18 protein-coding genes and 1 pseudogene are annotated in these 18,859 nt (G+C 67.7%); 8 read left to right on the forward strand and 11 right to left on the reverse strand.

Features of this window, described 5'->3' with window-relative positions:
- Nucleotides 1–2 precede the first annotated feature (2 nt).
- The 7 genes from mobC to J2Z30_RS02900 all read right to left on the reverse strand — a co-directional run bounded on the left by mobC (nt 3) and on the right by J2Z30_RS02900 (nt 4,991).
- Nucleotides 3–338, reverse strand: coding sequence for a plasmid mobilization relaxosome protein MobC (gene mobC, locus J2Z30_RS02870; protein WP_308279661.1), 336 nt, complete (start codon nt 336–338; stop codon nt 3–5).
- A 284-nt stretch (nt 339–622) separates the two neighbouring features.
- Nucleotides 623–1,273: a winged helix-turn-helix transcriptional regulator gene (locus tag J2Z30_RS02875; protein ID WP_052701621.1), complete on the reverse strand. Its 651-nt coding sequence runs from the start codon at nt 1,271–1,273 to the stop codon at nt 623–625.
- Between the two features lie 38 nt (nt 1,274–1,311).
- Nucleotides 1,312–1,551, reverse strand: a complete 240-nt coding sequence (locus J2Z30_RS02880) for a hypothetical protein (RefSeq protein ID WP_044576324.1) — start codon at nt 1,549–1,551, stop codon at nt 1,312–1,314.
- A 145-nt stretch (nt 1,552–1,696) separates the two neighbouring features.
- Nucleotides 1,697–2,683: a DUF2637 domain-containing protein gene (locus J2Z30_RS02885; RefSeq protein ID WP_044576321.1), complete on the reverse strand. Its 987-nt coding sequence runs from the start codon at nt 2,681–2,683 to the stop codon at nt 1,697–1,699.
- Nucleotides 2,680–3,228: a WhiB family transcriptional regulator gene (locus J2Z30_RS02890; RefSeq protein ID WP_044576319.1), complete on the reverse strand. Its 549-nt coding sequence runs from the start codon at nt 3,226–3,228 to the stop codon at nt 2,680–2,682. Before J2Z30_RS02890 ends, J2Z30_RS02885 begins: the two co-directional genes overlap by 4 nt.
- A 93-nt stretch (nt 3,229–3,321) precedes the next feature.
- Nucleotides 3,322–4,029, reverse strand: a complete 708-nt coding sequence (locus tag J2Z30_RS02895; protein WP_044576316.1) for an ATP-binding protein — start codon at nt 4,027–4,029, stop codon at nt 3,322–3,324.
- Nucleotides 4,029–4,991 carry a hypothetical protein gene (locus J2Z30_RS02900; RefSeq protein WP_044576313.1) on the reverse strand — a complete coding sequence of 321 codons (963 nt, stop codon included), beginning with the start codon at nt 4,989–4,991 and terminating at the stop codon, nt 4,029–4,031. The genes J2Z30_RS02895 and J2Z30_RS02900 overlap by 1 nt, the downstream gene beginning before the upstream one ends.
- A 717-nt stretch (nt 4,992–5,708) precedes the next feature.
- Here J2Z30_RS02900 and J2Z30_RS02905 point away from each other — a divergent pair.
- The 4 genes from J2Z30_RS02905 to J2Z30_RS02920 all read left to right on the forward strand — a co-directional run bounded on the left by J2Z30_RS02905 (nt 5,709) and on the right by J2Z30_RS02920 (nt 8,761).
- Nucleotides 5,709–6,152: a helix-turn-helix domain-containing protein gene (locus J2Z30_RS02905; RefSeq protein WP_044576310.1), complete on the forward strand. Its 444-nt coding sequence runs from the start codon at nt 5,709–5,711 to the stop codon at nt 6,150–6,152.
- Between the two features lie 288 nt (nt 6,153–6,440).
- The gene (locus tag J2Z30_RS02910) at nt 6,441–6,989 is read left to right on the forward strand and encodes a hypothetical protein (protein ID WP_209468522.1); all 549 of its coding nucleotides are present in this window, start codon (nt 6,441–6,443) and stop codon (nt 6,987–6,989) included.
- A gap of 3 nt (nt 6,990–6,992) precedes the next feature.
- Nucleotides 6,993–8,186 (forward strand): MAB_1171c family putative transporter, encoded by a 1,194-nt coding sequence (locus J2Z30_RS02915; protein ID WP_044576304.1) that lies wholly within the window; start codon nt 6,993–6,995, stop codon nt 8,184–8,186.
- Nucleotides 8,183–8,761, forward strand: a complete 579-nt coding sequence (locus J2Z30_RS02920) for a phosphatase PAP2 family protein (RefSeq protein ID WP_044576301.1) — start codon at nt 8,183–8,185, stop codon at nt 8,759–8,761. The genes J2Z30_RS02915 and J2Z30_RS02920 overlap by 4 nt, the downstream gene beginning before the upstream one ends.
- 333 nt (nt 8,762–9,094) lie before the next feature.
- Here the strand turns inward: J2Z30_RS02920 and J2Z30_RS02925 are convergent, their stop codons facing one another.
- Genes J2Z30_RS02925 through J2Z30_RS02935 form a run of 3 tightly spaced genes read right to left on the reverse strand, consistent with a single transcriptional unit; the run spans nt 9,095 to nt 16,202 of the window.
- Entirely contained in the window at nt 9,095–11,677 is a 2,583-nt protein-coding gene (locus tag J2Z30_RS02925) for an RNaseH domain-containing protein (RefSeq protein ID WP_209468523.1), read from the reverse strand.
- A complete protein-coding gene (locus tag J2Z30_RS02930; protein ID WP_052701619.1) occupies nt 11,674–15,036 on the reverse strand; it encodes a hypothetical protein in 3,363 nt (1,120 codons plus the stop codon). Before J2Z30_RS02930 ends, J2Z30_RS02925 begins: the two co-directional genes overlap by 4 nt.
- Complete coding sequence (locus tag J2Z30_RS02935; protein ID WP_209468524.1) at nt 15,033–16,202, reverse strand: restriction endonuclease-related protein; 1,170 nt, start codon at nt 16,200–16,202, stop codon at nt 15,033–15,035. Before J2Z30_RS02935 ends, J2Z30_RS02930 begins: the two co-directional genes overlap by 4 nt.
- A 429-nt stretch (nt 16,203–16,631) precedes the next feature.
- On the opposite strand from J2Z30_RS02935, the pseudogene J2Z30_RS51625 reads away from it, so the two are divergent.
- A pseudogene (locus J2Z30_RS51625) lies at nt 16,632–16,928 on the forward strand (GNAT family N-acetyltransferase); the annotation flags it as partial.
- 73 nt (nt 16,929–17,001) lie between these two features.
- Here J2Z30_RS51625 and J2Z30_RS49290 read toward each other — a convergent pair.
- On the reverse strand, nt 17,002–17,373 hold the full coding sequence (locus tag J2Z30_RS49290; RefSeq protein WP_044576298.1) for a hypothetical protein: 372 nt from the start codon (nt 17,371–17,373) through the stop codon (nt 17,002–17,004).
- 244 nt (nt 17,374–17,617) lie between these two features.
- Here J2Z30_RS49290 and J2Z30_RS02945 point away from each other — a divergent pair, with 244 nt between their 5' ends.
- From J2Z30_RS02945 to J2Z30_RS02955, 3 genes are read left to right on the forward strand one after another with little or no spacing between them, the layout of a single operon-like run.
- Nucleotides 17,618–18,196: a DUF6907 domain-containing protein gene (locus J2Z30_RS02945; RefSeq protein WP_044576296.1), complete on the forward strand. Its 579-nt coding sequence runs from the start codon at nt 17,618–17,620 to the stop codon at nt 18,194–18,196.
- On the forward strand, nt 18,193–18,399 hold the full coding sequence (locus J2Z30_RS02950; protein WP_044576293.1) for a hypothetical protein: 207 nt from the start codon (nt 18,193–18,195) through the stop codon (nt 18,397–18,399). Before J2Z30_RS02945 ends, J2Z30_RS02950 begins: the two co-directional genes overlap by 4 nt.
- Nucleotides 18,396–18,818 (forward strand): hypothetical protein, encoded by a 423-nt coding sequence (locus J2Z30_RS02955; protein ID WP_044576290.1) that lies wholly within the window; start codon nt 18,396–18,398, stop codon nt 18,816–18,818. Before J2Z30_RS02950 ends, J2Z30_RS02955 begins: the two co-directional genes overlap by 4 nt.
- The last annotated feature ends 41 nt before the right edge of the window (nt 18,819–18,859 follow it).

Consider the following 18,859-nt stretch of genomic DNA (forward strand, 5'->3'; position numbering starts at 1 on the left):
CTTCAGCGCTTCGCGATCTCGGTGGCGGCGGCTTCGACGCGGGCGGCTGCCCGCAGCACACGAGCGATGGCGTCCTCGGCGTACGGGGCATCACCGCCGCTGTTGAGCGCCTTGGCGACCTGGTTGAGGTTGTTGCCGACCCGGGCGAGCTGGGCGGACCCGCGCATCAGCTCCTCGACGACGGTGCGCTGGTCCATCAGCCACGTGTGCGGACCGTTCTGGGCGCGGGCCACGGCGACCGCGGCGTCGGCGAGGAAGCCAGCGACCCGCATGCCCATCGTGGTGGCGGCACGTTGCACGTCGGCGAGTTCGTCGGTGGTCAGGCGGATGCTGCGCACGCAGTCGCGCTGCTGGGACTGGCGTAGGCGCGGGCGCATGCGCGTCTCGCTCAGCGGCGCGTTCCCCTTCGGCTGCGATCCGCCCCCGGTCGCAGCCTGGTCCGGCACCCCCTGGTGCCGGACCTCCCCCGCCTCTCCTGGGACGGGGGCATGCCCTTGCGAAACTCCCTCGGCGGCTTGTCCGGCCAGGGAGTTTCGCAAGGTATAGCTTGCTCGGCCTCGTGCCGACTGGTCGTCCGGGCGGACCAGGTGGGCGGTATCCAAGGAGCGTGGCGGGGGCATCGTCACCGTGCGCCGTCCTGACCCCGGAGGACGAGTCGACTCCAGTCCTCGACAGCGGCGTACACGGGGCCCAGCGCCCGACCGGCGTCGGTCAGCATGTACCCGGCACCGTGGTGGGTCCCCGTCCGAGTGACGACACCATCGCTCTGCAGCCGGGCCAACCTCCTTTGCACGTGAGCAGTTCCTACGTGCAGTTCGCCAGCGATGTCGCGTGGACCGGCGGGCTCCATTGCGTCGAGAGCACAGACCGCGGCGGTGGACTGGCGCAGGCGCAGACGCTGCGCGGCGTCCTCAATACGTGCGGCAGCAACCGTGGTATCGAGCGTGAAGTGCGCGAGCGACCACTCTTCCAGAGCCAAGTGCACCGGCATGACGGCATGGCCACGGGCCGTGAGTTGGTATGAGATGTCCGTGTGGTCACCGGTGCGGGTGACCAGCCCCGCGATGTGCATCTCGTTGAGCGGCTTGTACACGTTGGTGATGAATGGCAGCGCCCTGGCGATGTCGCATCCGCGCAGGGGAGTTAGTTGTTGAGGCAGCGTATGGATGATCCAGCTGGTCCATTGCCGTGCTAGGAGGCGCAGAGCGTGTTCCACGCGCTGCGCATCAATGGCGCAGAGCTTCGGGGCGGTGTGCCGGGCGGTGGTGGGCATGGTGATGTCTCCTTCACGGCGGGCGGGGGTGGGGAGTCTCAGCGTCGGTGTCTCACGGTCTGAACCGTCGAACCGTTCCTCCGAACGGCGCGGAGTAGTTCGGCGATGTAGTCGAGGGCGAGGACGGGGTGGTGCAGCGTGTGGGGCGTGCTGGACGGTGTTCGCCACACCGTCCAGCTCTCGTCCGGGCCGGACTGCGCACGGTGTAGGTGGCCCTGAGCGGACAGGACGGTGAGCCAGGCGTCGATCTCGTCATTGGTGGGTGGCGTGGTACGCACGGCGGGATCTCCTCTGCGCGGGCAGAAGTGGCTGGAGATGGGTGAAGTGACCGGCAGCGGACACCCCGCTGGCGGTGTCCGGAGTGACCGCGGGATCGGTCTCCGGGGTGGCCGGGCGGGGTGTCCGCCGGGCGGCTTCGCGCGGTCAGCCGGTGGGACGGAGCGTCCGCTTGTCCGCCTCGGCACGGAGCTGCTGCATCAGTTCGGTCAGCCGGTGGTTGGACAGCGGGCGGCCCTGTCCCCGGATGGCGTCAGCGACGACCTTGCGGGTCAGCTTCCCGGCGTCGGTGACCGCGCGGCGGGCGATCGGCAGCAGTTCGTCCGCCTCACCGGCGGTGGCCGATTCCGCCGCTCCAGGCTCCTCGTCCGGGCCGGGCGCCGGAGTGGCCGGGGTCGGGTGGCTGGATCTGGCGCCCGGCTCTCCGCCCAGGTCAGTGCCTCGGCTCTCGTGCTCCGGGGTGGCTTCAGACTCGGTGACCGGCTCGTCGCTCGGGGCGTCCGGGCCGGGGGTGTCCGGTCCCGGGCGGATGGCTGCACGACGGTCGGGGACACCGGCGGACAGCGCGGGTGACCGGTGACCGGTGACCGGCCAGGCGGTGTCCCCACCGATCGAGGTGTCCGGGGTTCCTGCAGTGACGCGCTCCGTCCGGACACCTGCCATGACCGAGGTCTCCTGGGTGGCGGGGTGACCGGACTGGGCGGCAGCACGGCGGGCGATGAGGATGTAGAGGTGGACGGCTCCGGCCAGAGCGAGCGGGGCGAGGGTGGACAGCACGCCGACCGTGACGTCCCCGAGCCGTAGCCCGCCACCGCCGGTCTGGTCATTGAGGCGGACGGCGTGCAGGGCGTTGGCCCAGATACTGGCCGCCGTGGCGGTGCCGAAGAGCAGCCACACGTAGCAGCGGGCGGCGAGCGAGGCGGTGCGCATCACCAGTAGGGCGCGCACCCCGTAGCCGATGAACCCGTCGATCACCAGCGGAAAGATCCACGTCAGTGGCCCCCGGATGTGGATGGCCACGGCCATCTGCTGCAAGGCGTCATAGGACAAGGCACATCCTGCGGCGCCGAGGGCGATGATGGCGGCGCGGTCCCAGCCGGTGATGCGCGCGGGGAGCGGTTCGGTGTGGGTCACGCGGCCGTCCCGAGGTCGTCGCGGCTGGTCCGGGCGGCTCCCAGGGCCTGGTCGGCGTTGCTGTCGACTGCGCGGTTGCGGATCTCGCGGCGGGCCTGCCGGTAGCGCTTTTCCGCGTGCTCTTCGGTGACCTTGAGTAGCCGGGCGAGTCGGGCGGCAGGGATACCGGCCTGGTAGGCAGAGCGGGTGACCGCGCGGCGTTCGGCGTCGGTGAGATGGATGTCGCGCCCGGCGAGGGTGGCGTTGACGCGGACGTAGTCGAGGCGGCGAGGCAGGTTGCGGTGCAGCGGTTCGCGCTCCTCCTCGGTCATCCCGCCCCGGATGCCCTCGCGGTCTCCGGCCTCCAAAGCGGCGTCCAGGCAGGTCTGGAGGACCGGGCACTGGGCGCAGAGGGCCTTGGCGGCGCGGATGCGGTCCATCTCATCCGGCTCCGGGAAGAAGATCTCCGGGTCGACCGGGTGGGCTGCGGTGGGCAGGCAGGCGGCCTGGTTGTGCCAGGTGTGGTCGCCGAGGGTGCGCGGCTCGGCGGTCTGGTTGTCGTGCATGAAGTCGTTCTCCGATCGGCCCCGGGGCGAATTCGGGCAGGCGCGGGCCCGGGGTGTGGTGCGTGAAGGGAGTCGGTGAAGGAAGTCGCGCGGTCAGGCGACGGTGAGGCGGCGACGCTCGGCGGCGAGGGCCCTTCTGCGGTCCGGGCCGTCGAGGATGACCTTGTCGGTCATCTCGGTCAGTCGGGAGGCGACGCGGTCACCGATGTGATTGCGCAGGTCGACCATGCCGAGGTTGGTGGTCACCAGCGTCGGGAGCATGGCGGTGTAGCGGCGATCGACCAGCCGCATCGTGATCTCCTCCGTCCACTCGCTGCTCTTCGCGGCGCCGAGGTCGTCGATGATCAGCAGCGGGCAGCGAGCCAGGTCCTGCAGTTCGCGCTCGCCGTCGCTGCCCTGGCGGGGTCGGAGTTCGGCGTACAGGTCGGCGGCGGTGGTCGCCTTCCACCGCAGGCGGACCCCGGCGGCAAGCAGCGAGCGGACCGCGCCGTACGCCTGGTGGGTCTTGCCGGTGCCGGTGGTGCCGACGATCAGCAACGACCGGCCCTGCGCGATGCCCGGGGCGCCTTGTGGTCCTCGGCGCCCGGCGGCGGCGACCTCGTCCACCCAGGCGGCGACGGCCGGGTGGTCTGCGACGGCGTCCTGGTAGCGGGCGGGGATGCGGGCCTGGGCCGCTTCCAGCGCGGGGCTGGGCTCGGCCCCGTCGGTGACCGGGGTGTTCGGGTCGATGCCTCGGGCCTTGAGGATGCCGGTCAGGCGGCGGGCGATGCCGCCGACGGGCTGGGCATCGTGATCGCGCATCACAGCTCCTCGGCGTAGGCGGTGGCAGGGTCGGCGGGGTTGGCCCAGGCCCGGTGACCGCGCACGGTATTCGCGGATTCCGGCCGCACCAAGCCGCCCGTGGGGGCGGAGGTGGCGTTCATCGCCTCGTGCACCAGGCTCGGCAGGGTGCTCGGGTGCAGCCCCTTGGCCCGGTGGCGGGCCAGCCCGGCGCGGATGTGCTCGGGGTCAATGCCCTCCTTCAGCAGCTTGGCGACCTCGCGGCCGAGGTGCCCGAGCACCCCGTTCGGCGGCCGGTGCGCACAGGAGGCGGCGTACTCGCCGATGAGCTGCTGGGTGGAGACGGACTCCGGGGCGGGGGCGCTTGCGCCCCCCGAAGGGGGAGATCCTAGATCCACGTTCCTAGGTCCTAGATCCGGATGGTGAGGGCTCACGGAGGGCTCACCGTTTCCTCCGTGAGGACTCACTGAGGGCTCACTGAATGTGAGCTGACCTGCTGTTTCGTCGTTCACGGCGCCCTCATGCGCTGCTTCGTGAGGACTCACTGAGCCCGCAGTGAGTCCTCCGCGGTCCTTCTGTGACGACTCATGGAGGGCCCCCCGAGTCTGCGCCGCATCCTCCGTAGAGGGCTGCTCGGCGTCGTGAACCGGGCAGCCGGGATGACGGATGCCGCTCGGCCGGTTGATCTTCTGGTGCTTGGCGAAGGTGAGAATGTGCAGGTAGCGCTTACCGTCCTGGCCTTCGTAGCGGCAGATCAACCCGGCGCCAGCCAGCTGGGTCAAGTCGCCCTCGACACCGACCGGGCCGTGCTCGGGGCGCAGGGACCACAGCAATCCGGCGATCACTGCGGGCTGGTCACGGAAACGGCCGCGGTCGTCGGCCTGAGTCAGCAGTCCGAAGAACGTCCGCTCCGCGTGCACGCTCACCTCGGCGAGCGACTCCGAGGCGAATGCCTCGGGCTTGATGGTGCGGATCCTCGCCACGTCAGCACCCCCGCTCTGCGATCGCCATGACGGAGCCGCGAAGGCGAGGGCCGGGGATCAGGTCGAAGCCGTACGTATCGCGGCGGGCAGCCGCCACGGGTGCCGCGGGGTGGAGCCGGGGTGCGGCGGGGCGATGGGGGGTGGCGTGGAACCTGGCGGTGCCGGGGACCACGGCAGCCAGGCGACGGTGTCGACCACCGTCCTCGGTGAAGCTTGGTCGTCCGCTGTCGCGCGCGGGCATGCGACTATCCTTCGTTCGGAGTGAGCGGTCTGCCGTCTCGTGGAAAGGGTCCGGCCGAACCGCTTGATGATGAATCCGCATCCCTATTGGGAGGCGGGCCCGGCGTCTGGGAGCGGCTAACTCCCAGGCGTCGGTTCTCCTCTTGGGCTCTGTTGGTCCAGTGAACGCAGCGGCGCCTATGGCATCGGCCTCCTTCTCTTCGGCCCTTCCCGGTGCGCCTCGCCTTGCGGCGGACCAGCAACATATGGACGCATCGCTGGAAGATCCACTCGCGTTCGGCCTCCGGATGCTGCGGTTCCTCGGACTAGGCAACCTGAAGTCGGTCATTTTCGTCAGTGGACACCGACAAGAAGACCATAGACTCACAGAGACGGCCGGTGCCAACTGACGAAAATGGCTCCAGTCCGAGGGCGCGTGTATCCTTTTCGCCAGTTGATGATCCAGCCGACACGTAGCCCACGAGAAGGTGACCGAGGATGAGCGAAGAAACACCGGAGGAGCCGCTCACCCTCGACCAGAAGATCGACCACCTCTTCAAGACGGTTCACCCCAAGAACCGGGGCCCCTACAGCCACGAAGAGGTCGCCTCCGCCATCAAGAAGTCCGGCGGGCCCACCATCTCCGCCAGTTACATCTGGCAGCTGCGCACGGGCGGCAAGAACAACCCGACCATGAGACACCTGGAGGCATTGGCCGGGTTCTTCGGCGTCTCGCCGGCGTACTTCTTTGACGACGAGAGCTCCAAGCGGATCGCCGCCGAACTATCCATGCTGGCCTCCATGCGCGACAACCGGGTACGCGAGGTCGCACTGAGAGCCAACGGCCTGTCCGGGGAAACCCTCGACCTCATCCAGGGATTCATCGAACGTGCCCGAGCCCTCGAGGGCCTCAAGGACGGCGAAACGCCGCCCACCGACTGATCACGATCAGCAACCACCCAGGCGCTTGCACCCAGGACGTGACGGACCTCATGTCAGCGCCGCCCCTCGCCTCACCAGTACAGGATCTGCGCCACATCGGTGCTTTTTGCACCTTTTTTCGGCGAGATCAAATGACGCCGATTCAGGCATAAGTCATGATCATGATCATCTACTTCGACAGCGGGGATAACCGCCCACACTGCTGACGTATCGTGTCAACCGGATTCCATCATTCCGGATGCTGCCCCAAGACAAGGCAGGACACGTACAGCACACAGCGGAGCCGAGTTGTCCTTGCGTAACCGACGCGAGCAGCCGGGCGATCGCCGTAAGGCCCGCCCGGACTTCGAAGAATTGCTTGCCTCGATCGACATCCCGGAGCCCTTCGAGATCCAGGTACTCTGCGACAAGATCGCAGAACAGCGAGGGCGCGCCCTTTATCTCCACAGCGTCCCAGGGATCTCGGGAACCGATGCTCCGTGCGGCATGTGGATCGCGACAGACGTGGCGGACCACGTCTTCCACGAGGCGGCGACCACTCCCCTGCACCGGGACCACATCATCCTGCACGAGATCAGCCACATGCTCCTGGGACACGGCACGATCACCGACGGGACGCAGCCGGGGGTCAGCTCCCTGTTCTCGGGCATCGACCCAGCGACGGTGATCAGCCTTCTGAACCGGGCGAGTTACGCAACCGAGGATGAGCGGGATGCCGAGCGGCTGGCTGGTTTGATCGCTGGCAAAGCAGAACTCTCCTCACCCCGTCGCAGGCCCATGCACCACCAGGTCCTGCGACGCCTGGGCAACGCACTCGGCGACTCGTACAGCGACTGACGGATGATCGACACCGTTCCCGCCGTATTGCTGTGGCTGGTCACCGCATGCCGTGCCCCGGCAGCATGGCGCGATCGCAACAAGCGAGCTCTGTGGGCTGCTTTCTTCTTCCTCAGCGTGGTCATGACGATCAGACCAGTGAAGGTCGCCTCGTCCGTGGATGCCCTTGTCCACATCCCCAACTTCGCCGCCCTGATCAAGCACCTGAGCGGCCTCGGGGCCATACACGCGGTGCTGGTCTTCGTCCACACGATGTCGGAGCAGAGCGCAGCCAGGCTGAAGGCGCGTCGGCCGCACATCGCAGTACCGGTCGCCGCGGGCTTCATCATCAGTGCGCTGTTCTTCGCCACTCCACAGCAACACGAAGCCACCGACTTGCTCACCGAGTACGCCGCCGACGGCCGCATCGCCGCGTACGGAGTGCTGTGGACGGCGATGCTCGGCATGGCTCTGGTCAGCGCCACAGGCCTGTGCTGGCGCTGGGGCCGCCAGCCCGATGCCGGCCTCCTCGGACAAGGCCTGCGGTTCACCGGCATCGGCACCACCATCGGGATGACCTACGCCGTGCACCGCATCGCCATGGTGGTCCTTCACTACCTGGGATACACGCCCATCTCACCTGGCACGGAGCAAGGAATCAGCAGCCTGCTACTCGGCAGCGCCTTGATCTTCATCATGTTCGGCAGCACGCTGCCCGCGCTGCCGCGACTGCTCCGGTGGTGGCGCGACTACCGCGATCTGCTGCGGCTCTACCCACTGTGGCGCAGCCTCACCGAGTCCGTGCCCTCCGTCCGCCTCGATCCACCGCGTGGCATGGCAGCCGAACGCCTCACTCTCCGGCACACCCACCAACGCCTGTACCGCCGCAACATCGAAATCCGCGACGCCATCCTCGATCTGCGCAACCGCACCCCCAGCACGCTGCGCGACCAAGCCACCTCCCACGTCGCAACGCGCGGTCTCACCGGTGCGTACGCGGAGATCGCAGCCGAAGCGTGCTGGCTCGCCGCCGTCAAGGATCCCAGGCTCCGTGGTAAGCCCACCCCCGGTGAACACCACCCACCAGCCAGCGGCGGCCGCGACCTGGCCAGCGAGATACCCGCGCTCAAAGCACTCGCCGCCGCCTACGACTCCGACCTCGCCCGCGACTTCACCGCCAAGTGCACTTCCGCCCAAACGCCGGAGACGACCGCATGACTTCCTCACGCACCGCCCGTGTCATCACCGACACCCTGGCCCCGGCGAACCTCGTCATCGCCATCCTGCTGATCATCGGCTGGCACAGCACCGGCAGTCTCACGGGACTCGGCTGGGGGCTGCTAGCCGCCCTCTTCTGCGGTGGCATTCCGTTCACGATCATCCTGTTCGGCGTGAAGCGCGGAAGCTGGACCGACAAGCACATCCGCCACCGCCACCAGCGGGCGATCCCACTCCTGGCCACGATGGTGTCCGTGCTCACCGGTATCGGTCTTCTGGTCACGCTCGACGGACCACGCGAAGTCCTGGCCCTCGTCCTCGCCATGCTCGCCGGCCTCGCCCTGACCATCGCGGTGACCGTGTGGTGGAAGGTATCCGTCCACACCGCCGTCGCCTCGGGTGTAGCCGTCGTGATGACGATCGCCTACGGCCTGCAGATGACACCACTGTTCCTCGCGGTCGCCCTCATCGGCTGGTCCCGCGTCGCCCTCCGCGACCACACGCCCGCTCAGACGGTCGTCGGCGCGTTCGTAGGCGGGCTCGCCGCGGCCGTGGTGTTCAGCCTCATGCGCTGACCAACCACGGTTGCAGGTTTATGGAATACATTCCAGGGCGACTGCACGTCGGCACCAAGAAGGCAATGCTCATGGCAGGATCTTCGGCACCACTGTCGCCCCTGCGAGGGCACGGCCACAGTGGAGTCATCTGCATCGTATGGGCTTTCCAGGGTGATGAGGACGAGGCTTGGAGACCATCCGCTCATGCAGGAAGCGGCGCCTTCGGAGACAGCCTGACGGGTGGCCGAGACAATGTGCAGGCGGACACCGCATCCGACTTGCGTCCCAGATATCCTCGAACGTTCCACACCCGGCCGGGACGGTGCACGGAGCCGCTTGCCCTGTGATCCTCTACTCGCCGCCCTGTGTCTCGTCGGCTTCGGGCGTGTGGGTGGGCTCGATGCTGGGGCCACGGTATTCGGGATGAGCGCGGTCCATAGCGCCGGCGACATGAAGGGGGACAGGGTGTCGGGTGCGCGCGTCCCAGGCCAGGGATTGGTGGCACAGCTGGGCAGCGAGTGCGGCGATTTTCTGCGGTTCGCGCCCTCCTGCGTGAGGTACGGCGATCTGGGTGGCGGTGAAGCTGTGCCAGTCCTTGCGCTGAAGGGCCCAGTCGTCCGTGGGGAGGGTGAAGCGGGTGTGGACGCCGCCGATGCTGCCGGCATTGCCGAAGCCGTCGTAGGTACGGGAGGCCTGGGCGATGTACCAGCTGGTGTGGCCGGTGCTGGTGGTGCGCTGGTAGAGGCGGTCTTGGGGCTTGGGCGGGCGCTTGGGGTTCTTGCGAGGGCTGGCGGTGTTCTCCACCGGGGTGGGTACTTCGCCGTAGGAGGTGTTGAGGGCGACCACGGCGACGGACCGTGTCGGCGTGCGCAGGTCATCGCCCGGCAGAGGCCCCTTGCCGAACCGCACGTTTTGCAGGCCCGGCCAGATGGTGCGGCAGGCTTCCGTGTCGACGAAGATGATCAAGGGACGGTCTGAGGGGAGAATCTTCAGGGCGGATTCGATGTGCTGGCGGGCCAGCAGAGCGCCCTCTTCGTGTCGGGCGTGCCCCTCGCGACCGATGGCGTGCCGGCCGAAGGCCGCTTCTGCTGCTGCTTGGGGCCGCCAGTCGTGGGTGCTGTGGTCGTAGGAGTCCATGTGCCAGGGGCAGTCGGGGTCGTTGCTGGTGTGCAGTGCGGTGAGGACTTCGACCATCTGCGTGCGGTCAGCTGCGCCGGGACGGCGATTGCTGATGCGCTGCTGGCGTAGGTGAATGCCGACCAAGATGGGTTCGTCGGCGAGGTCAGTGGCGTGACGCAGACGGTCGTCCACGCAGCCGAGCCGGAACAGCAGATCGCGCAGGGCGTTGATCGCCTTGTAGTCCTTGGGTGCTTCGGTCTCGACGTCGGGATCTGTCTCTGCCGCGTCGTCGGGTTCGGGCGCGCTCTGGCGGGCCAGGAACTGGGAGACGATGCCACGCTCATACAGTGCTCGGCGCAACTCGCGTTTGTGATCGTGGCGGTGCTGGCCCGCTTCGCGTTCGCGTTTGGTGGGCTTGGGATTCCAGATGGTCTCAACCCAGGCGCCGTTGAGGGTGCCATCCTCGAGTTGGTCGAGGAAGTCGAGCTCATCATCCCAGTCAACCCGGTCCGCGCGGTCGAGGGCCCTCAGACGGTGGAACCGGACGATGAGCCGTTCGCTGAGGCGGTGGTCGCCGTAGTCGCCGCAGTCGAGCGGCCGGTCGGGGGTGTTCGTGTAGGGAGCGAGGGCTTCGGTCATCCTTTTGCGGGTGGTGCCGTCGTTGTAGAAGGCGATAATGCGCACGGTATCGCTGCCAGTGGCGGCGAGGGCGTGGTCGAGCTCGGCGCGGCTTACGGCGCCCTTGGTGGGGCGGGTGAGTTCGACGGGGGTGGGTTCGAAACTGACTTGGGTGATCTTGGGGCGTTTGATTGTCTCGTTGATGTGATCGGCGAGGATCTTGTTGAAGCGGGTGCCGACGCCCTTGCCGAGGACGTGGGGCACAGGGGCGGGAACGAGGGCGCGCATCTGGCCCTGGAGCGCGGCGAGATCGTCATTGGTGGGCCAGGCGGTGAAGTCCATGCCGCAGGCTTCGAGGACCTCGGCGGCGTAGTTGCGGGCGTAGGGCACCCATTGGCCGTCGCTGCTCTTGGTGTGGCCGATCGGCATCCGGAGCAGTGTGTTCTTGTGCGTGCCGTGCTCGATGAAGACGGTGCGAGTGCTGGCCCAGTGGGTGGCCAGGCGGCTGAACGTGGGCAGCACATGGAGGGCGAACAGGGGCTCGCCTGGCTGAGTGACGACACGGAAGTCGAGTTTGTGGAGGGCGTAGCCGGTGCGCTTGGGCTTCAGCGTCGTCCGCTTGGTGACGTCGTCCCAGCTGATGAGGCTGCCCTGAGTGTCCATGCGCCAACGGATACGGCGCATGCGGGGGCCATTGGGGACGGGCAAGGAGGTACGGGCCAAGCGCTGGGCGAAGTTCCAAGCCGCGACGCGGTAGAACCAGCCTGGGGCATGCGGGGTTCCGTCTGCGGCGCCGCGCACGAAGGAGGCCAGATCGGGGTGCTCGACGTCGGCGGCGGCCAGCAGGGGCGCGAGTGTGTTGGCGTCCTCGCCCTTGCGTACGCACCGCTCCCATTCGCGAACCGCGGTGGACAGGGTCCAGGCGTCGAAGGGTCGGGTGGTGACGGCGACTGCGGGCTGGGCTAATTCGTCGTCGACGGGTTCGTAGGTGTGCGGCATGAGGACGACGGGCTGGCCCGACACCGCGCTGAGCGCGGAGGCCAGTCCGGCATACGGGGGGCGACGGGGCTTGCCGTTCTTCGCGTCGCCGTAGCTGGGCAGGCTGCCCCAGGCCTGACCGAACTCGCGGTTCAGGGGGTAGAGCGTAATCTTCCCGAACGCGGTGTGCGGGAAAAGGAAGGCCAGGGTGCTGATCATCGGGCGGTCTCCCGAGCGTGGCGGTCGGCGAAGCGGAAGAAGGCGTTCAGGGTGGTGCCGTAGTAGCGGTGCATGCGGGGCAGTTCGTCGCTCTTGGCCCACTGCTCGCGCAGCTCGCGGATGAGGTGGGGCAGGTCGGAGTTGCCGCCTGTGTCCAGGAAGGCGGCATCGACGAGTTTGATGCGGCCTGGTGTGCCTCCGCGTCGGGCGCGGCCGACGAGTTGAATGAGGCTGATGATGAGTTCGGCGGCGATGGCTCTCTTGGCCCGGGGCGGCAGGGAGCGGAAGTAGCGTTCGCTGGTGACCAGCTTTTCGAAGTAGTGGCCGGCAACCGTGCGGCGTCGCTCAAGCTCCGTCCAGGGTTCGCTGCTGGTCTCCTTCTCGTCCAGGGCCCGGGCGCCGACGTGGGCGAGGAGTTCATCGGGTTCGTCGACCAGCGGGACGGGGCGGATGGCAAGCCAGATGGAGCCGATCGCCGACTTGTTGGACTGCGGCGCGAGGATGTTCAGTCCGCGTTCGGCCCGGCCCAGTGGAGCGATCAGGATCCGGGCCTTGGGCAGCCGGGTGAACGATTCCAGCTGGTCGCCGGGGATCTCATGCCACAGCGGTTCGCCGGTCTCGTCGTGGGGGGAGGCTGGTTGGTCGTCCGGACGGGGCCGGACGGCGACCGCGATGAGCCCGGGTTCGGCTCCGGCGGCCAGCAGGCCGTCGCGCAGATGCTGGCAACTGTCGTAGGAGGTGGTGACGAGCAGGATGGAGTCCTGGACACGGTGCTTGCTCAGGCGTCCGAGGTCTTGGAGCTCGCCTCTCAGCCGGGGCCACATGCGACGGCCCAGAAGGTGTGTGGCCTCGATCCGGTCCTTGCCCGTGATGCCAGAGACACGCAACATCTCATTGCCCAGGCCGGGGAAGAGTTCGGCTTCGATACTCACCCCGTGATCGACATCGTCGGGCACCCACCAGGTGGGGACGGTATGCACATGGTGGCGGTGCGCACCGGGCGCATACGCGGTGGCGGACAGGCCCAGCACGACGCGCTTATGGCCGCTGTGGGCCAAGGCGGTGATCTGTCCGAGGGTGGTGACGTAGGTGTGCGGGTCCCCACCGAAGGCCGCCACGCTCAGCCGGGTGTCCTCCGGCACCCCGGTCCTGACGTCCTCGGTGAAGGCGAACATCAGCCGCCCCTGCGGACCGTGCGGGATGGCCCGCCAAGCGCTGAAGGGCCCGAGCACATCGGCGATGTCTCGTGCCGTCTCCACCCCGGCCAGCTTGAGCTGCTGCGCGTTGTGGACGAAGCGGTACAGCAGCAGCCGCAGCGGTTCGAGGAAAGCCCGGCGCAGCATCCGGTCCAGCACGTCCGCCCGCACCTGCTGATTGGGCACCCACGGGGCCAGCAGCTGCTCCAACTGCTTGCGCACGTGGGACAGGGATCCGGCATCCGCGTCCGGGTCGATGACATCCCGCAACAGCTCGGCAAGCGGATGCAGATGCTCGGGCAACGCCATCATCTTGATCTTGCGCTCGTACATGGCGGCGAACAGGCCACGCTCCGCCGCTTCCGGGGAGAAGCCGCGCTCTTGCCCGGTCACCTGCTGGTCGTCGTTGGCGAGCAGGGCACGCAGCTGGGTGCTGATCCACCCGTCCCAGCGCTGTGGAAGGATCCACCGCCGCTCCTGCGCCGGGCGCCCTGACTCCTTAGGAGAGCGGCGACTCTTCTTCGTGTCATTGCGATCGCTGGGACCAAGGGCGCCATGGGCGAGGTGGCTGGTGTAGGTTTCGGCGAGCCAGCGGGTCCTCATCAAAGTGTTGCGCATGCTCTCGTCCAGGGCCGGACGTACCCGTCCGAAGGCCTGAATGAACTCCCCGTCGAGCCTCAGCAGCGGGCGCTGGTCCTGACGGTTGCCCCAGGCCAGGGTGAGTCCCCTCCCGGCCCGACCCAGGACGAAGGACTGGAAGGCGTCCACTTCGTCGAGGGCGGTGAACTGGCACCGTCGCAGGATCAGTTCCTCCACCGTCATCCGCTCGACAACAGCGCCGGAGTCCACTTGGACCGGGATGTGCAGATGTCCCTGGTAGAAATTTGCGTGTGTGGTGACGATGATCTGCGCGGTGCAGGCCTGCCGGGCCAGCCGGAACTTCCCACACACCGCACGGAACGGGCATGCGCAGGTCCCGTGCCGCCGTGTCTTCGAGCCTCTTCCTGATGCGGGGGCGCCGACGGGCCGATACGGGACCAGGGACATGCACGCCTCATGACCGGGTACCCACGCATCGACTTCGTCGTCGACCGTGGCCAGCGACGGCAGGGCGCAGCCGTAACCGAGCCGTTCCTCCGCCCACTTGATGAAGGACCGGTCCCTCGACTCCGCGGCAACCTGATCCAGGGCAGCCATCATGCTGTTCGGTGACATCAGCGGCACGACCAGCTGCTCGGGATGCGCGACTCCGCGCGAGCGCAGATCCTTCTCGATGCCGTAGGCCATCTTCAGAGCCGCCATCGTGGTGGGAACGGCCAAGCCCAGCGTGACACCCTCCATCTGGGCCCAGGAGCCCAGGCTGCGCATGAGCACGCTCTTGCCGAACCCTGTCGGGGCTTGGAGCACCTGCAGATTCCCTGCCTCAACACGCAGCAGGTCGCCAAGCTCGACGTCGTCGCCGGTACGCAGCTGAGCAAACAGCGGCTCGAGGGACTTGGTACGGAAGGTCTCACCGGCTTGCTGGTCCAGATCCCTGTTGAGGGCGAGGAACTCCTTCACCTTGAGGGTCAACTGCCCGGCCGTCGGCGCGGTGCGCACCGCAACTGGCTCAACCTCCGGCGCCGCATGCCGATCCTGAAGCGTGTAGTGGGCCTGGACGGCCCACGTGGAATCGTGACCGGCGACCGGTACCCGCAAGGTGGTCACGTAGTCTCCGGGCTCGGCGTCTGGCAGCGCCCGGGAGTTCTCGGCGCGCAGCCGGTCGATCTCCTCCAGCAACACGTCGGCCAGCTCCTGGGGCAGCATGCCGTGGCGGGCGGCGAGCACGCCGCCCGCCTGCAGGACATACTCACAGAGCGCCCCCGTAGCCAGGAACCGTTCCGCGTCCGTATGCAGCGACTCCTCGTTGCTCAGCCGGTTGGGGCGCTGGCGCAGCATGCGACTGATCCGCCGATGCTCTTCCCCGGACAGCTGCGGGTATTCGGCCCACGCGTCGTACTGGCCCGTGAGCAGATAGGACACACGCCGAAGGTCGGTGCCGGCGCTGCCGTCCGCCGCTTGCATCGGAAAGTGCAGTTGCGCGAGCGCACACGCACAGGCAATGACCTTTGGCAGAATCCGCCGGTCCAGCTCACTGTCCTTCTCCGCCAGGTGCAAGGTCATCGCCGACCGGCCTTCCGGGCTTCAGCCTTGGCCTCCTTGAGGACCTCGCTCACCAGCAAGACCGTCAGATTCGGCAGTAGTTCGACCAGCTCGTCACGCTGCGCCTCGCCCCGGTAGTCGGGAATGACGATGGTGCGAGCCGCCGGTGGCTTCCTGCGCAACCGGTCGGCCAGCGACACTGCGCACCCGTAGTCCTTCACATCGATCCGCAGCTCCCAGCCTGTCGCGGGGACTCGGACCAGCAGGTCGTAACGGTCCTTGCCCGGCCACAGTTCGACCTCGACACCCTGGTCCTTGAGCGCCTCCAGCCGCTCGAAGAGGTAGATCTCGGACACCCCGGAGATGACGATGTGTCGCCACACCGCGGTCTCCACGCACATGCTGCGCATCAGGCCCTCCCGGTGAAAGGGCCGGGCCGCCGGCTGCCGCGGCACGCCGCCGTCCCGCCGCTGCAGCAGCGGACGCCCCTTCGCGGAGTGGGCGCGCACGAAGTACGCCGCGTTGTGCAGGGGAAAGCGGCAGCGCACCTCCGAGCCGTCGACATGCATCGGCCACTGACACACCGGGCACGGCCACCAGAATTTCCCCCGGAACACCTGATCCGCCGGGATCGGCACGTAGCGCACGGACTTACGCATGCCGACGGCCTGGCTGAACAGCTCCGCCAACTGCCGCTCACCGCCCGCGGGCTGCTTGACCACGAAGTACCGGTGAGCGGTGTACTCCTCCTCGCTGGCCCCCTCATTGATCTGCTGGAACGCCTCACGCTCCACCAGCTCTCCGTGCATCCACGCCCACGTGGGCAGCCAGCGGCGCGCCGGATCCACACCCCCGCTGAGCAACTCGACAATGTCCTCGCAGCCTTCGGCGTACACGTCGTCGCTGAGCTCACCGCCGTCGAGAACCGTCAGTGAGCCCATCCCGCTGTCGGCGAAGAGGCCGGGAGCGATCTGGGAGAGGGGACGGTGCAACGCCTCGATGAGCGTCGTCGGCGTATTCGGTCCCCGGCCCGGGCCGCACACGGACATGACGACCCCTGTCATGCGGGCGATCTCCCGGCGGGCGGCCGGCTCCTCATAGCGGCAGGTGTGCGCATACCCCGCACGGACCGCCGCACTGACCAGCACCCGGCGGTGATACTGCAAAACGTCAGACGACAGGGTCATCCAGCTCTCCATCTCACATCATTAAGTGACCACGACAGAGCTCTCTGCGATGACTGGATGATGCCAGCAGACCGACACTGCCCCACGGAGCCACGACACGCCGTATCTGGTCCTGACCTGCAACAACTGCGCCGTGACGGCGCATCCGGCCCCATTGAAGTTCATCAGAATCAGTGAGCGACGCTACGTCGAGTTGACAGTCTGCGCGGCGAGGTAAAGACACAGGAGCAGTGGCGCACTGGTGCGCAGCACGGCCTGTCTGCCGCGCCCCGGGAAGACCGTCTGAGCCTTAACGGCATGACGATGAACACCGTGTCCTTGACGCACCACGACGGTGAGGAAGCCTCTGCGCTGTTGGAGGAGCTATGTGACGCGTACGGGGCGTAGCCGGGCGAGGAGAAGACGGCCGCATTCCGCCAACGGGCGGAGAAGCAGTTCACGCGGTCTGGATTCACCCTGGTGGTTGCGCGGGCTGAGGGTCGGCTCGTCGGGTTCGTGTTCGGCTACACCCTGGCGGCCGGGGATACGCACTGGTGGGGAGGGGTCGAGCCGGAGCCCTCGGCGGAATTCCTGGAGGAGTCGAGGTCGCGGACGCGGGTGCTGTCGGAGATCGAGGTGCGGCGGGCGTGGCAGGGGAAGGGCGTGGGCCGGGCGCTGCATGACGCGGTGCTCGGCGCTCGGAGCGAGGAGCGGGCAACGTTCGCGACGGGCCCGGACGCTCCGGCGCAGAAGGTGTACACCGGCGGGGGTGGCAGCTGGTCGGCCGGATTCCCGGGGATGACGGCGACTATTACTCGGCCTACGACTTGTTCGTGCTGGAGCTGCCGGTCAGCCGGTAGTGGGCCAGGAGGTCGTCGAGCTTGCGGACGGCCCGGTTGCGCTGCCAGGGCGTTAGAGCCGTTCGAAGGTCGGCGATGCGCTTGGTGATGCGTGGGGAGCGGTTGAAGCTGGAAATACGGGCGATGGCGCTGGCCTCGACGATATCGCCTTGCTGGCCGCCGATGCTGGACCGCCAACTGGCCGTCGCGGTGCTCGGCGAGCCGCGGCCGAACATCATCGACCTCTTGCCAAGCCGGACGAACGCACCCTTAAGCCATTCCGCTCCCTCGGCTGCGGTGAGGACCCAAGCCTCCGACGGGTGGTAGCTGGTGGCGGGCCTGTCGTCAACCATGGTGACTGCCTGGGGCAGGCGGAGGAGGTCTCTCCGGACGGCACTCCGTCAGTGGGAGAGCAGCCGTATTTTACGCGCCACCTACCACAAAGCAAGCCGATTCCGGGACCGGAACCCCTCGAACGGGACAGCGCTGTCGCTCCCACTCGGCAATGCGCGTACTACCGAAGAGGAGGCCCCAAGCCGCTGGGTTCAAGCCCGGACGCAGTGCCACACCCGACTCCCTCGATGGAGGAGACAGAGCATGAAGAAGCCCGTACCAACGACGCCCGACGACGGCGGCCCCGAGGACCACGCCACCCAGCCCCTCGGGAGCGTCGGCCAGGCCGCCCGGCTCCAGTCCGTCCCCGCATCCCTCTCCAACAGCGAGCCCGCCAAGGCATCGTCCGCTGTCCGGCGCACATTCACCTTCACCAGCGCCGTCACCGGTGAGAAGGTGACCGCGACCTGCATGCCCGGCTGCACGATCGACCACGAGGCGGACAGCGACACCCAGCACCCGCACGACATCTACTGCCACATCCCCGGCCCAGCCAGCGAGCTGCCCCTCTTCGGCCCGCTGTGCGACACGGGCAGCCCGGAGGACTTCCGCTTCCTCAGCTGGCAGATCCAGTCCCATCCCTTCTCGGGACGGCCAGCGGAACGGCTGCCTTTCGTCGCCATTGAGGCCATCGACGACCACTACATCGAGTACCTCGACCCGGACACGCTGGAGATGGTCATCAGCCGCCTGCAGCAGCAGGTCAACTCCCTGCGCGAGGCCCACGTACAGCTCGTCAACCTCCGCACCGCGTACCTCAACCCACCGGAGGTGGCGGCATGAATACCACGACCACCACTGAACGTGCCATCGCCATGGTGGAGGCATTCCGCACCATGATGCGGGAACTCGGCTCGTGTTCCCCGGCCGTGGAGAAGTTCGCAGACTGGGCCATCGTCCGCATCATCGCCTGCTGGTCCCCGAAAATGGCCGTGGAGACGGCGATGCGCAACGTGCTCATCGGTCAGGCGGGAGTGACGGTATGACGACGTTGACCACGCGCGCTGGCTTCGACGCCTTCCGCGCCCGCATGTGCGACTACTTCGGACCACTGCTCGACGAGCTGGGCAACCAGCACCTCCACGTCGAACAGGCCCCGCTCGGCCCGGATGAGTACTTCAGTCACCGACTCGACAGCGATGGCCACCACATCGTGTACGACCCGCGGCAGATCAGCGGGCTCATGGTGCGCCAGTTCCTCGGCATCTTCGCCACCTTCACCGAGGACCCGATACGCGACGGCGTCCGCGACGCCTACTACGAGGCGGAAGCGGCTGGTGCACGGGAAATCTGGGAGATCGTCCTCAGTGAGATCGACCGCACCCAGGACCCCGAGGGTGTGATGGACCAAGTGCTGGACCTGCTCCAACAAACTCGCGCGAAGAGTGCGGCGACAGCCGCGTGAGCACGACCGCAAAGGCTGCGATGGGCGGAGGCGCACAGAGC

This window comes from Streptomyces iranensis (genome assembly GCF_017874715.1).
GTDB classification, from domain to species: Bacteria; Actinomycetota; Actinomycetes; order Streptomycetales; family Streptomycetaceae; genus Streptomyces; species Streptomyces iranensis.

Excerpts from the sequence above, each read along its gene's own strand:
- J2Z30_RS02875 (WP_052701621.1), bottom strand. The coding sequence starts at position 1,273 with ATGCCCACCACCGCCCGGCACACCGCCCCGAAGCTCTGCGCCATTGAT.
- J2Z30_RS02890 (WP_044576319.1), bottom strand. The coding sequence starts at position 3,228 with ATGCACGACAACCAGACCGCCGAGCCGCGCACCCTCGGCGACCACACC.
- J2Z30_RS02895 (WP_044576316.1), bottom strand. The coding sequence starts at position 4,029 with ATGCGCGATCACGATGCCCAGCCCGTCGGCGGCATCGCCCGCCGCCTG.
- J2Z30_RS02905 (WP_044576310.1), top strand. The coding sequence starts at position 5,709 with ATGAGCGAAGAAACACCGGAGGAGCCGCTCACCCTCGACCAGAAGATC.
- J2Z30_RS02915 (WP_044576304.1), top strand. The coding sequence starts at position 6,993 with ATGATCGACACCGTTCCCGCCGTATTGCTGTGGCTGGTCACCGCATGC.
- J2Z30_RS02920 (WP_044576301.1), top strand. The coding sequence starts at position 8,183 with ATGACTTCCTCACGCACCGCCCGTGTCATCACCGACACCCTGGCCCCG.
- J2Z30_RS02925 (WP_209468523.1), bottom strand. The coding sequence starts at position 11,677 with ATGATCAGCACCCTGGCCTTCCTTTTCCCGCACACCGCGTTCGGGAAG.
- J2Z30_RS02930 (WP_052701619.1), bottom strand. The coding sequence starts at position 15,036 with ATGACCTTGCACCTGGCGGAGAAGGACAGTGAGCTGGACCGGCGGATT.
- J2Z30_RS02935 (WP_209468524.1), bottom strand. The coding sequence starts at position 16,202 with ATGACCCTGTCGTCTGACGTTTTGCAGTATCACCGCCGGGTGCTGGTC.
- J2Z30_RS49290 (WP_044576298.1), bottom strand. The coding sequence starts at position 17,373 with ATGGTTGACGACAGGCCCGCCACCAGCTACCACCCGTCGGAGGCTTGG.
- J2Z30_RS02945 (WP_044576296.1), top strand. The coding sequence starts at position 17,618 with ATGAAGAAGCCCGTACCAACGACGCCCGACGACGGCGGCCCCGAGGAC.
- J2Z30_RS02950 (WP_044576293.1), top strand. The coding sequence starts at position 18,193 with ATGAATACCACGACCACCACTGAACGTGCCATCGCCATGGTGGAGGCA.
- J2Z30_RS02955 (WP_044576290.1), top strand. The coding sequence starts at position 18,396 with ATGACGACGTTGACCACGCGCGCTGGCTTCGACGCCTTCCGCGCCCGC.